This is a genomic window from Nocardioides turkmenicus (genome assembly GCF_011045035.1).
Classification (GTDB): domain Bacteria; phylum Actinomycetota; class Actinomycetes; order Propionibacteriales; family Nocardioidaceae; genus Nocardioides; species Nocardioides turkmenicus.
Genome location: NZ_JAALAA010000040.1, coordinates 1 through 12,553, shown reverse-complemented (window position 1 = coordinate 12,553; position 12,553 = coordinate 1). Strand labels below are relative to the sequence as shown.

The following is a 12,553-nucleotide window of genomic DNA, read 5'->3' as shown; positions in this document are numbered from 1 at the left end:
GGCTAGCAGGGCGTCGGCCTCGTCGGCGGCGGGGCGGGCGCCGATCTGCCGGAATGCCGTACGCGCCGCCTCGAGCTCGCGGCGGGACGACTCGGTGTCGCCGGCCGCTGCCAGTGCGCGCCCGGTCAGCAGCCGGGCCCGGCTTCGGTCGTAGGTGGCGTCGGCGCGGGCCCACAGCTGCTGGGCCTTGCGCAGGTAGGGGAGGGCACCGGCGGGGTCCCCGGCGCTCAGCTCGACGGCACCGTGCGCGTGTGCGGCTGCGCCCTCAAGCCAGTCGCAGCCGAAGGCGCCGGCCAGCTCGTCGAGTTCGGCGGCCACCTCACGGGCCCGGTCGACCTCGCCGGCATCGATCAGCACGTCCACCGCGGAGGGCAGGAGGCGGCACCGCTGCACCGGACCGCCTGTCTCGGCGAGCAGTCGGTCGATCGCGGCCAGCGCCGCGGCGCCCTGACCGCGGGCGGACCAGAGCAGCGCGAGACCGGGCTGCGGGTCGAAGCCGGAGTCGGCGGCGCGCTCGTAGGCGGCGTCGGCCTCGGCGTACTCGCCGCGCAGCCGGAGCACCTCGCCGGCCTCGTACGCTGCCAGCCCGACCGCGTCCGGAGCGTGCACCTCCTGGTAGCGGCGGGTCGCGTGCTCGAACTCCTCGAGAGCCTGCTGCCACTCGCCGTGCAGCCGCAGCAGCTGGCCGCGGTGGACCGCGCACTGGCCGGTGAACGCCAGCAGGCCGGGCTGGGCGGCGCACCAGCGCTCGAGGGCGGCCGTCCACTCCGCCACCCGGCCGAAGTCGCTGATCTCCTGGCAGCCCTCGATCGCGGTGCAGTAGACGTGGCCGGCGACGACGGGGGAGGCCTCGCCGGCGATCACGCGGACCATCGCCTCGTCGAGCAAGGCGAGGCCTTCGACCACACGGCCGGAGTAGATCGCCATCCGGCCCTGGGAGCAGAGGCCCAGGGCGGTGAGGTCGGGTTCGGCGTGGCGCCGGCCGCGCTCTGCCACCTTGTCGGCGTAGCCGGCAGCCGCGGCGAAATCACCGGTGCTCAGGGCGCGGAACATCCGCAGGAAGTCCACCCAGCCGACCTCGACTCCGTCGCCGGAGCCGTCGACGAGCCCCTCGGCGCGCGAGGTCCAGCCGCGCGCGAGCGCGCTCTCGCCGTGGACATGCGCCGTCATCGTGATCCGGAACGCGCAGCGGACCGAACGCCCGAGATCTCCGGCGTCCTGGCTCGACAAGAAGGCATGCTGCAGGGCGGCGATGGTCTCGTCATGATGACCGGTCAGCTCGGCGGCGACGGCGAAGTCCTCCAGGTCAGCGGCCGAGAGCACGGCGGGATCGGCCGCCGACCAGGCGCTGTAGGCCGCGGCCCAGTCGCCGCGGTCGTAGTCGACGCGGGCGCTCTCCAGCTGGACGTCGGCCACGGCAGGAACCTCCCCTGAGAGCGTACGCCGATCAGGCGCCGACGGAGACCCGCTCGGCCTCCCGCATGCGGGACGTGACCCGGTCGGCGACGAGCGCCGCGTCGCGGCCGGCTCCAGCGAGGAGCATGGAGCTGAACGCGTACTGGAAGCTGAGCCCGCAGAAGAAGAGCCCATCGGCTTCTGCGACCACGCCGCGCATCTCCCGTGGCCAGCCGTCCTCGTCGAGCACCGGCAGGTGGATCCAATCGAAGGCCTGCCGGAACCCCGTCGCCCACACGACGGTTCCGACCTCGCGGGGCTCGCCATCGATGACGGGCAGCCCGTCACGGACCTCCTCGATCCGCGAGGTCACCCGCTCGACGCCGCGGGCGGCCAGGTCGGAGCGCTTCACCCGCAGCATCGGCCCGCCGTGGCGCCGGATCGCGGGCATCTCCTTGCGGCCGATCGGCGTACGCCGGGTGAGGACGTGCCGCCAGGCGAAGAGCAGCACCGGGAAGAGCACGTGCATGACCGGCGAGTCCAGGCGCGGCGGGATCTGGCCGCAGTCGCGGCCGGCCAGGATCGTCGGCCGCGACTCGGCGACCTCGAAGGCGATGTCGCAGCCGGAGTGGCTGGCGCCGACGACGAGCACCGCGCCCTCGCGCAGCTGCCCGGGCCGGCGGTACTCGCTGGAGTGGAGCTGCAGGATCGACGGGTCGAGCTGCGCGGAGATCGCCGGGACGTGAGGCGTACGCCCGAAGGTGCCCGTCGCGACCACGACGTTGGCGCAGGTCCACGTGCCGCCGTCGGTCGTCACCCGGAAACCGTCACCCTGCCGGTCGAGCCCGGTGACCCGGGTCTCGAGCTGGACGGGCAGCTCGAAGGTGCGGGCGTACGTCTCGAGGTAGTCGCCGACGTCGTCCTTGCCGGGAAACGACCATCTCTTCGCCGGAAATGCCATCCCGGGAAGGCCGTCGTACTTGGCCGGTGAGTAGAGCCGGAGCGTGTCCCACTGGCGTCGCCAGTTGTCGCCGATCCGCGCGTTCCCGTCCAGGATCAGGAACGGGCGGCCGCGACGTCGCAGGTGATAGCCGGTCGCCAGGCCGGCCTGGCCGGCGCCGATGATGATCGTCTCGATGTGTGTGGTGTCCATACCGGCGACGCTAGGTCCGTGCGCCGCCGCTCCGCGTCGGTCGTACGTCGCATCCGGTGGCCACGGTCGATGGGTCGATCTACCCATCAGCCGCGACGAGGTCGTCCCCGATTCGAGCACGCGGGTAGGTGCGCAGGGAGATACTCGAGACATGACGAAGCAGCCCCCGGAGGACTTCAGCACGCTCCCGCCCTCGGTTCCGCTGGAGGAGACGATCGCCTACCAGGTCCAGCCGCAGATCCCGCTCGGCCCCGAAGGTGGTGGCGACGCGGTCGACGGCGGCGGGGACGGCGACTGACCGGGCTCGCTCACTAGGGTGAGCGGCGTGGACGAGCCCGAGAAGTCGTTGAAGGAGCGCCTCCGCGAGGCGATGATCGCGTGCCGGGAGAGTGTGTTCCCGGCGTACGCGAGCCCCGCTGAGGTTTTCGACGGGTTGGCGGAGGCGTGCCGCGAGCTCGGGATCGAGGAATGGGACGTGTACGCCGAGCGTGGGCCGGTCGCGCGGCTGGAGGCCGAGGTCGCCGATCTGCTTGGCAGGCCGGCTGCGTACTTCCCCTCGGGGGTGATGGCCCAGCAGGTGGCGCTGCGGATCCATGCCGACAACGCGGGCAACCGGCGGGTGGCGATGCCGGATCTCTCGCATCTGCTCGTGTACGAGGACGACGGGCCGAGGATCCTCCAGGACCTGCGGATCGAACACCTCACCACGGGCCGAGAGACACCGACGAAGGCTCACCTCGACGCGATCCCGGGACCGCTGGCCGCCTGCCTCGTCGAGCTGCCGCTGCGCGACGCGGGCTGCATCCTGCCGACCTTCGACGAGCTGGCCGAGCTGGCGCAGGGGTGCCGTGAGCGGGGGATAGCGCTCCACATCGACGGCGCCCGGATCTGGGAGTCGCAGCAGTGGTTCGGCAAGCCGCTGGCCGAGATTGCGGGACTCGCCGACACCGTCTACACCAGCTTCTACAAAGGCCTCGGTGGCCTCGCCGGCGCCGCGCTGCTGGGCGACGACGACTTCGTCGCGCAGGCGAGACTGTGGCGCCACCGGATGGGCGGCACGCACTTCCGGTCGACGGCCGAGGCGGTCTCAGCGCTGGTCGGGCTCCGCGACCGGCTCCCGCACATCGGCGAGTGCGTGACCTGGGCGAGGGCGTTGGCGGCGGCGCTTCCGCCGTCCGTCACCGTCCAGCCGCCGGTGCCGCACACCAACACCTTCCTCATGTACGCCGCGGGCGACTCCGACGCGGTCAACACCCGTCTCCTGGCCGCGCTGGAGGAGCACTCGCTCGCGTTCAGCAGACCCTGGAAGGCGAGCGACGAGCCGGGCCGTGTGGTGACCGAGGTGACCGTCGGCCAGGGTGCGCTCGAGCTGGACGCCGAGATCGTCGCCGGCCATATCGCCGCTCTCGTGGGGTCGAGACTGAGCCGGGAGAGACGCTCAAAGCGGCTTCACGGGCACACGGCCGGTGATATTTTCGGACGAACCAGCGAAGTCCTACTGAAGGGCAGTCTCATGTCGGTTCAGTTCGAAGTGCGCATCGATGGAATGACCTGCAGCCGCTGTGTCGAGAGCGTGACCAACGCTCTCGGAGACCTGGACGGCGTCCACGGCGTCGAGGTCGATCTGAACCCGGGAGCCACCTCGAGCGCGCGCGTCACCGCCGACGAGCCGGTCGAGCCGAGAGTCCTCAGATCAACCCTCGCCAAGGCCGGATTCACGATCGCCCGCGACACCTGACCGGCGCCGGAGTCGTCCGTGCTCGGCTCCCGTCGGAACTTTCCGGCCCTCACCGCCGAACCTGATCTCGTCTACCTCGATTCCGCCTCCGGCACTCCGTGTCCGGAACCGGTCATCGCCCAGCTCACCGCTGAGCTGCGTGGGCCCGCCGGCAACCCCGGCCGTGGCGGCCATCCGTGGGCCCGCGGCGCGCTGCGCCGCTTCGAGGACGCCCGCGCGGCCGTCGCCGCGTTCCTCGGCGCGTCGTTCCCCGACGAGGTGGCCTTCACCCGCGGTGCCACCGGAGCGATGGCGTTCCTGGCGGACCGGTGGGGACCCGCCGCGCTCGAGGACGGCGGCGACATCCTCTACTGTCCCGGCGACCATCTCTCGACGGTACGACCCTGGCTCCGGCTCGCGGAACGGCTGCGGCACCAGGGCGTCCGGGCGGTGGCGTACCGGCGCGACCGGCTGGGACGCATCGACCCCGACGACTTCGCCCGCGCGCTGAGCGACCGCACGAAGGTCGTCGTCGCCACCGACGTACACAACCTCCACGGCACCCGGACCGATCTCGACGCGCTCGCGATACCGCCGGGCGCGACGGTCTGCCTCGACTGCTCGCAGAGCGCCGGGCGGATGCCGCTGCGGCTGGCCGGGTCCCGCGCCGAGCTGGCCGTCGTCTCGGGCCACAAGATGTTCGGGCCTCCCGGCACCGGCACGGTCTACGTACGCCGCGGTCAGCATCGCCGGATCGCCGTCGACCGCGCAGCCGCTCGCAGCGGCCCTGCCCGGCACGTCTCACCGCTCACCGACGCCGCCGAGGAGGGCAGCCTCGACGGTGCGGGCGCGGCGGCGCTGGCGAGTGCCGCCGCGTTCATCGACCGCATCGGCGTCGACCTCGTCGGCGGCCACCTCACGCAGCTCGCCGCGCGGTTTGCGGAGGGTGCGGCCCGTGTCGGCGGGGTCACGCTCCTCGGCCCGCCGGTCGGTGAGAGCCGCTCGCACAGCGGGATCGCCGCCTTCACCGTCGACGGCCAGGCCGGCGCCGACGTCGCCTTCACCCTCGAGCGGCGCGGCATCTACGTACGCGCGGGAGACCACTGTCTCGAGGGGCGGCGGGACGACGTGGTCCGGGCGAGCTTCCACCTCTACAACGACGAGACCGACGTCGACCGACTCCTGCAGGGCCTCGCCGCCGCTGCCGAAAGGGACTGACACGTGGAGCACGAAGGCATCCGGTACGACCGCGCCGCGGCCGCCCGTATCCTGGCCGAGGTCGCGGGTGCCGACTTCCTGTCCGGCCCGACGCCGGAGGTCGGCGCGGTCTCGGTGGACTATCGCGTCGAGGAGCTCCGGCCCGAGCCCGGCGGACCCCTCACGACCGGACAGCGCCGCTATCTCGAGTCCTACATGCAGCCGTGCCGTCCCGACCAGGTCGTGACCGCCACGCACCGCATCACCTGGCGCGACTCCCGCGGGATCGCCAACAGTGGCCACATCGGACCCGGGCCGCTCGGCCCGATCCTGCCGATCGCGGCCCGGGAGGCCGTGATCGCGGTCGCCGACACGATCGCCGCCGCGGACGCCGTCACCGCTCGCCCGGACGCTCTCGGCGACGACGAGCTCGACATCCTCGCCGACACCACCACCGACCAGGAGCCTGCCGAGATCTTCCGCGTCGGGGCCGAGGCCGCCGGTCGCGCCCTCGTCCAGCACGGCATGCTCGCAGGACAGGTCGGCATCGAGGACCCGGTCGAGTTCGCCGACGCGCTGCTCGCCTCGGGGCTGTACGGCACGGTGGCCTCGACCTGGTTCTGGGAGCTCCAGGCCTCCACCTACCGCCGCGGCATGATTCCCGCGCGGGTCGAGCGCTCCGGCGGCCGGCTGCGCTACACCCCCGAGACGGTGGCGCTGCTCGCCGAGATGAAGCGCCGCACCATCGCCGATGCCCACGAGGTGATGGAACGGGCACGGGCGGAGGGCATGGGCGTGCGCGCCGCCATCCAGCGCTACCACGTGGAGCTCGACCAGATCTCGCGGCAGTACGCCCTGCTGCCGGCCGGGGAGCGCCCGGTCTGCCTCGGGCAGCGCGCCCATCAGATCGACGGGGCACGGGTCCAGCCGCTCGCCGCGGTCGCCGAGGCACTCACCGGTGCCTTCGCGTCGGCTGTGGAGTCGGTCCGGATCGCGGAGGCTCCCGCACCCGCCGATGGCGATGCCCGGTTCGCGGCGGGGGAGCAGGAGTTCGGGGTGCCCGACATGACCTGCCGGCACTGCCGGGTGACGATCACGGCCGTCTTCGACGCCCAGGCCGCCGAGCTGATCGAGGTGGACCTGCACGGGAAGCGGGTGCGGGCCCGGTTCACCGACGCCGGGCAGCGCGACCGGGTCTTCGCCGACCTGCGCGACTCCGGCTACACGGTGGCCGACGGGTGAGCGCTCGCCACCCGCTCCCGGCGGCGCAGCACCCGATCGTGGCCCGGTTCCTCACCGACGGTGTCGCGGTGAACGAGGCGACAGGGCGGTTCGGATCCCCGCTGCACGTCGTCTTTCCCCAGGTCATGGCCGAGAACGCCGCGGCCCTGACAGCCGTGCTCCGCCGCCACGGAGTTCCGCACGACGTCTTCTACGCGCACAAGGTCAACGCCTCGACCGCACTCCTCGCCGAGGCGTACGCTGCCGGGCTCGGCGCGGACGTGGCCTCCTCGGCCGAGCTCGACCGCGCCCTGGCGGCGGGGTTCGCGCCGGACCGGATCGAGGCCACGGGACCGAAGTCGCCTGCCTTCATCGAGCGGATCGCGGCGCTCGGGGTCACCGCCAACGCCGACGACCTCTGGGAGCTCGACCGGCTCGCCGCCGCGGCGCCCGTCGGCAGCTCGGTCCCGGTCCTGCTGCGCCTGTCCGGCTTCGCCTCGTCCGTGGTGCCGCAGTCCCGGTTCGGCATCGACCTGGCCGACGCCGACGCCGCCCTCGAGATCGTACGTCGCGCCCCCGGGCTCGACCTGCGCGGCGTCGCCTTCCACCTGGACACGGCCGACCCGGCGGCACGGGTCGATGCACTGACCGAATCGATGGCGGTCGTGGCCGCCGCTCACCGGGCAGGGCTCCGACCCTCGGTGATCGACATCGGCGGCGGTTTGCGCCAGCGCTTCGTCGACGATCCGGAGCCGTTCCAGCGGTATGCGCAGGCGCTCGCCGTCGCGGGACCGGAGGATCTGGTGTGGCCCGGTCACGACCTGGTCGCACCGACGGCACACAAGTACGGCAACCACCGCCCCGCCACTGACGTGCTGGAGGGGTTTCTCACCGCCGAGATCGAGCGGCGACCGGTCGCCGAGGTTCTGCGCGAGTGCATGCTGACGCTCTGGATCGAGCCGGGCAAGGCGCTGGTCGACCATGGCGGTCTCACGCTGGCCACCGTGCTCTACCGCAAGAACGCCGCCGGACGGGACCTGGCCGTCCTCGACCTGACCCGCAACCAGGTCACCCCGGCCGACCAGGAGGTCCTGCTCGACCCCGTCCTCGTCGACGGGCGCGGCGATCCGCCGGACGACGGGGTGTTCCTGGCCGGGCGACTGTGCCTGGAGTCGGACCTGATCAGTCGGCGGAAGGTGTTCCTCGACTCGGAGCTGGCCAGCGGCGACGTACTCGCGTTCGTGAACACCGCCGCCTATCAGATGGACCTGTCGGCGTCGGCCGCCGCAGGGCACCCGCCGCCGCCCAAGGTCGCCGCGGTGCTGGACGGCGACCGGTTCATCGTCACCGACGACGCGTCCGACGACCGCCACAGGAGCTGACCATGCGTTACGACAGCGTGCTCGACATGATCGGCGACACCCCGCTGCTGCGGCTCGACCCGGCGGTCCACGGTGTGCCCGACGCCGAGATCTTCCTGAAGCTGGAGTCGGCCAACCCGTTCGGCTCGGTCAAGGACCGGGTCGCCTGGGGGCTGCTGCGCGACCACATCGACGGGATCGTCGAGAACGGGCAGGTCGTCGTGGAGGCGTCGAGCGGCAACACCGCGAAGGCGCTCCAGATCATCGCCTCGATGCACGGGGTCGGGTTCCGTGCGTTCACCAACCGGGTCCGGGTGCGCGAGGTCCGCGAGATGCTGTCGCTGCTCGGCACCGACGTCACCGAGATGCCGGGCCTGTCGGAGTGCCCGGACCCGACCGCGCCCAACGACGTGTTCGGGGTGATCGGTGATCTCGTGGAGAGCGAGCCCGGCCGCTACCACCACACCTCGCAGTACACCAACGAGGACAACCTGCGAGCCCACTACGAGCAGACCGGCCGCGAGATCCACCGCGACGCCGGCCCGGTCGACCTGCTCGTGGGCGGGCTCGGCACCACCGGGTCGACCCGCGGGGCCGCGACGTACCTGCGCGAGCGCAACCCGGAGACCGCCGTGGTCGGTGTCGTCGCCGCCGAGGGCGACTTCATCCCCGGCATCCGCTCGGCCGCGGAGATGTGGGAGGTCGGACTCTTCGAACCCGGCTTCTACGACGCCATCGCGGCAGTCGACTCGGCCGACGCGATCTCGGCCAGCCTCGAGCTCGCCACCCGGCACGGCGTGCTCGCCGGTCCCACCACCGGGGCGGCCTATGCGGCGGCCCGGGAGCGGCTCCTGTCCGGCCCCGGGGGACCGGTCACGGCAGTCGTCATCGCGTGCGACCGGATGGAGCCGTACCTCTCCTACTACCGCCACCGCCGCCCCGACCTCTTCGGGGCGGGCCGCCCGGCCGTGTCTGGCGCCGCGCCCTCGGTCACTCCCGGGGAGCTGGAGGCCTGGACCGCCGCCGGCGAGCACGTCGTCGTCGTGGACGTACGCACCGCCCTGGCGTTCCAGGCCGGCCACATCCCCGGCGCCATCAACCTCCGCGACGACCTGCTCGAGCAGGTCCTGGAGGCGGGGATGCCGTTCTCCGAGGCGTCGCGGGTGGTGTTCGTGTGCCCGACGGGGGACCGGTCGGAGCGGTTCGCCGCCCGGGCGGCCGCGGCCGGGCGAGCGGCCTACAGTCTCGAGGGTGGCGTCCTCGGCTGGCGCGACAGCGGGCGTCCGCTCGCTGGTGTCTGATCCCCGTCAGGCAGGCATGAGGACGAGCATCGCACCCATCCCGGCAGCCATCAGGCCGTGAGCCGCGGCGGGCAGACGGTGCCTGCGGACGGCTGTGGCGCGTAGCAGCCACCAGAACAGGCCGGCGACGCAGACTGCGATGAAGACCGCGTTGACCGCGACCGCCCATCCGGGGGCGTGCCCGGCTGGGGTGGGCGCCGCCGCGCCGCCGTGGCCGGCATGGCCCTCGACGCTCGTGGCGTGCGTACCCGCCATGAGCACGGGCATCGCGGCGAGCATCCAGATCATCGCCGCATTGAGGGCGAGGTGCCCCACCAGGTCGGCCCGGCGGGCCCGGTCGCCCGCGCGTCGCAGCGCAGGCAGCAGTGCCACCGCGAGGAGGGCGAAGAGCGCCACCTGTGCCCAGACGGCGACACCCCAGGCGATCACCCAGATCATCGCGATCATCGCGGCGCTCATCGCCGCGTGGTTGACGTGGAGGACGGCGTACGCATCCAGCCGGGACCGGCCCCGAGGGCCGGTCCGGTCGGGGCCGACGACGAGAGTCCAGACGCCCAGGGTCCCGGTGATCACGAACGCGCCGGTCAGAAGAAGGTCCCACGGCGGTTCGACCATACGCTCAAACGTAGTGCTTCAGCGGGTCGTAGGTGGCTGGTCTGCGAGATCGGTGCCGCTCGCGTCGGGGGATGCTGACCGAGTTACCTCGGCGAACGGTCACTGCCTTCGTGGAACTCCGCGAAGGCAGTGCGGCTCGACCGAGATACCTCGGTCAGCATCGGGCGATGCCTCGCTCAGGCGTCGAGATCCTGCGCGACGAGCGCCGCGATGGTGTCGACCGCGGCCTGGTCGGGGCCGGTGACCTCGACCTTGTCGCCGTTGGCGGCGCCGAGGGTCATGATCAGCAGCGACGAGGCGGCGTCGACCGGCTCGCCGCCGGGGACGGCGAGCGTGATCTCGGCGCCGAGCTCCTCGACCTTCTCGGAGATGATCGCGGCGGGGCGGGCGTGCAGGCCGACGGCGGAGCCGACGGTGACGGTCTGGGTGTGCATGATGCTCCTTCGGTTGGTGAGATGTACGTCAGCTGGCGGCTGCAGCCGGCACCGGAGTGCGGCCGATGGACTTGAGAGCGATGACGGTGCCGGCCCCGACGATCACGCCGGCGGCCAGCGCGATCAGGTAGCCGAGCACGTTGGTGACGGCGAAGAGGACGAAGATGCCGCCGTGCGGTGCGCGGACGCCGACCTCGAAGAGCTGGGAGAGACCACCGGTGACGGCACTGCCGACCATGATCGCCGGGATGACGCGCATCGGGTCGCCCGCGGCGAACGGGATGGCACCCTCGGTGATGAACGACGCGCCGAGCAGCCAGCCGGCCTTGCCGTTCTCGTGCTCCGCGGTGGTGAAGAGCTGGGGACGTACGACGGTGGCCAGCGCCAGCGCGATCGGCGGCACCATGCCGCTGAGCATGACCGCGGCCATGATCCGCAGCTCGGGTGCGTCGGCGGCGAGCGCAGCGGCGCCGACGCCGGTGGCAGCGAAGCTGTAGGCGACCTTGTTGAGCGGGCCACCCATGTCGAAGGCCATCATCAGGCCGAGCACGGCGCCGAGGGCGACGGCACTGGTGCCGTCGAGGGCGGCGAGGCCGTCGGTGAGGCGCTCCATCAGCCAGTTGATCGGCTTGCCGAGCACCACGATCATCACCAGACCGGCCAGGATCGAGGTCACCAGCGGGATCACCAGCACCGGCATCAGCCCGCGCGCCCAGCTCGGCACCCGCCAGCCGCTCACCCAGTGAGCGATCACGCCGGCGAGCACACCGCCCGCGATCGCCCCGAGGAAGCCGGTCGCGGGCGCCGGCACGCCGTCGGCGTTGACGACGCCGAACAGGTTGGCGGCCAGGGCACCCATGATGAAGCCGGGCGCGATGCCGGGGCGGTCGGCGATGGCGTACGCGATGTAGCCGGCCAGCGCCGGGATGAACAGCATGAACGCGGTCTTGCCGATGACGAAGAAGAGGGCGCCGAGGTAGACGGCGAGGCCGCTGTCGAAGAGCGCGTGCTCGAGACCGAGGGCCTGTACGTCGGGCAGGTTGGTGATCGTGCTGTCGACCATGACCGCGCCGTAGACGTCGGTGATGTCGTAGCCGCCGAGGAGGAAGCTCAGCGCGATCAGCAGGCCGCCCGCGGCGACGAACGGGATCATGTAGGACACACCGGTCATCAGGATCCGGCGGGTCCGGCCGCCCCAGCTCTCGGTGGCGGCCGAGCTGGACTCGGAGGATTCGCTGCGGCCGGACTCGACGCGTGCTGCGTTCGGGTCCTCGGCCGCGGCCAGGGCTTCGGCGATCATCGCGTCGGCGTCGTCGATCGGCCGCTTGACGCCGGAGGAGATCAGCGGCTTGCCGGCGAACCGGGCCCGATCCCGGACGCCGACGTCGACGGCGAAGATGGCCGCGTCGGCCTTCGCGATCACCTCGGCGGCCAACGGGGTGGCTCCGGCGGAGCCCTGGGTCTCGACCGCGATCTCGACCCCGGCCCGCGCGGCGGCGGCCTGGAGCGCCTCGGCGGCCATGTAGGTGTGCGCGATGCCGGTCGGGCAGGCGGTCACCGCGACCAGCGAGCGCTTCTTCGCCGGAGCCGCTTCCGGCGCAGCTGCCGGGGCCGGGCTCGGGGTGGCGGCCGGGGCGTCGCTGACCGCGTCGAGGATGGTGCGGGCGGCCTCCTCGGCCGAGTCGGTCTCGCGCAGCTTCCGGCCGAACTCGGGTCGGGCGAGAGCCCGGGCCAGCTTGGTCAGGATGGTCAGGTGGGTGGCGTCGCCGCCTGCGGGGGCTCCGATGAGGAACGCCAGGTCGGCCGGGCCGTCCTTGGCGCCGAAGTCGACCGATGGCGAGAGGCGGGCGAAGGCGACCACCGGCTCGTCGACCCCGGACGTACGGCAGTGCGGGATCGCCAGGCCGCCGGGGAGCCCGGTGGCGGAGACCTCCTCACGGGCGAGCGCGTCGGCGACCAGCGCGTCGAGGTCGGTGGCACGACCGGAGTCGGCCACGCGCTGGGCCAGGGCACGGATGACGTTGTGCTTGTCGGTGCCGAGATCGGCGTCGAGGGCGACGAGCTCCGGGGTGATGAGTGCGGACATCAGAGTCCTCCGGTGATGGGGTCGAGGTCGCGTACCGACACGAGATCGGCGCGGACCTGGGGTGGAGTGGGGA

The 12,553-nt window shown here is 72.5% G+C and carries 11 protein-coding genes; 6 read left to right on the top strand and 5 right to left on the bottom strand.

Features of this window, described 5'->3' with window-relative positions; translation table 11 throughout:
* Both G5C66_RS25395 and G5C66_RS25390 read right to left on the bottom strand, forming a co-directional pair.
* Positions 1-1,416: tetratricopeptide repeat protein (locus tag G5C66_RS25395; RefSeq protein ID WP_165114593.1), on the bottom strand; the 1,416-nt coding region annotated here is incomplete at its 3' end.
* A 31-nt stretch (positions 1,417-1,447) separates the two neighbouring features.
* Positions 1,448-2,548, bottom strand: a complete 1,101-nt coding sequence (locus tag G5C66_RS25390) for a flavin-containing monooxygenase (protein WP_165114590.1) — start codon at positions 2,546-2,548, stop codon at positions 1,448-1,450.
* Positions 2,549-2,699: 151 nt separating this feature from the next.
* Between G5C66_RS25390 and G5C66_RS25385 the strand changes: the two genes are divergently transcribed.
* From G5C66_RS25385 to G5C66_RS25360, 6 genes are read left to right on the top strand one after another with little or no spacing between them, the layout of a single operon-like run.
* The gene (locus tag G5C66_RS25385; protein WP_165114587.1) at positions 2,700-2,846 is read left to right on the top strand and encodes a hypothetical protein; all 147 of its coding nucleotides are present in this window, start codon (positions 2,700-2,702) and stop codon (positions 2,844-2,846) included.
* 27 nt (positions 2,847-2,873) lie between these two features.
* Positions 2,874-4,286 (top strand): beta-eliminating lyase-related protein, encoded by a 1,413-nt coding sequence (locus tag G5C66_RS25380; RefSeq protein ID WP_165114584.1) that lies wholly within the window; start codon positions 2,874-2,876, stop codon positions 4,284-4,286.
* An 18-nt stretch (positions 4,287-4,304) separates the two neighbouring features.
* The gene (locus G5C66_RS25375; protein WP_165114581.1) at positions 4,305-5,483 is read left to right on the top strand and encodes an aminotransferase class V-fold PLP-dependent enzyme; all 1,179 of its coding nucleotides are present in this window, start codon (positions 4,305-4,307) and stop codon (positions 5,481-5,483) included.
* Positions 5,484-5,486: 3 nt separating this feature from the next.
* Positions 5,487-6,704, top strand: a complete 1,218-nt coding sequence (locus G5C66_RS25370) for a copper chaperone (protein WP_165114563.1) — start codon at positions 5,487-5,489, stop codon at positions 6,702-6,704.
* Entirely contained in the window at positions 6,701-8,065 is a 1,365-nt protein-coding gene (locus G5C66_RS25365; protein WP_165114578.1) for an alanine racemase, read from the top strand. Before G5C66_RS25370 ends, G5C66_RS25365 begins: the two co-directional genes overlap by 4 nt.
* A 2-nt stretch (positions 8,066-8,067) precedes the next feature.
* Positions 8,068-9,345 (top strand): pyridoxal-phosphate dependent enzyme, encoded by a 1,278-nt coding sequence (locus G5C66_RS25360; RefSeq protein ID WP_165114575.1) that lies wholly within the window; start codon positions 8,068-8,070, stop codon positions 9,343-9,345.
* Between the two features lie 6 nt (positions 9,346-9,351).
* Here G5C66_RS25360 and G5C66_RS25355 read toward each other — a convergent pair whose 3' ends face one another.
* From G5C66_RS25355 to G5C66_RS25345, 3 genes are all read right to left on the bottom strand, one after another.
* On the bottom strand, positions 9,352-9,960 hold the full coding sequence (locus tag G5C66_RS25355) for a DUF5134 domain-containing protein (RefSeq protein ID WP_165114572.1): 609 nt from the start codon (positions 9,958-9,960) through the stop codon (positions 9,352-9,354).
* A gap of 176 nt (positions 9,961-10,136) precedes the next feature.
* Positions 10,137-10,394, bottom strand: coding sequence for an HPr family phosphocarrier protein (locus G5C66_RS25350; protein WP_165114569.1), 258 nt, complete (start codon positions 10,392-10,394; stop codon positions 10,137-10,139).
* A gap of 28 nt (positions 10,395-10,422) precedes the next feature.
* A complete protein-coding gene (locus G5C66_RS25345; RefSeq protein WP_206444554.1) occupies positions 10,423-12,483 on the bottom strand; it encodes a PTS fructose transporter subunit IIABC in 2,061 nt (686 codons plus the stop codon).
* Between the last annotated feature and the right edge of the window lie 70 nt (positions 12,484-12,553).

What these genes read in the sequence shown, in the direction of transcription:
- G5C66_RS25355 (WP_165114572.1), bottom strand. Translation starts at nt 9,960, where the DNA reads ATGGTCGAACCGCCGTGGGACCTTCTTCTGACCGGCGCGTTCGTGATC.
- G5C66_RS25350 (WP_165114569.1), bottom strand. Translation starts at nt 10,394, where the DNA reads ATGCACACCCAGACCGTCACCGTCGGCTCCGCCGTCGGCCTGCACGCC.
- G5C66_RS25390 (WP_165114590.1), bottom strand. Translation starts at nt 2,548, where the DNA reads ATGGACACCACACACATCGAGACGATCATCATCGGCGCCGGCCAGGCC.
- G5C66_RS25385 (WP_165114587.1), top strand. Translation starts at nt 2,700, where the DNA reads ATGACGAAGCAGCCCCCGGAGGACTTCAGCACGCTCCCGCCCTCGGTT.
- G5C66_RS25360 (WP_165114575.1), top strand. Translation starts at nt 8,068, where the DNA reads ATGCGTTACGACAGCGTGCTCGACATGATCGGCGACACCCCGCTGCTG.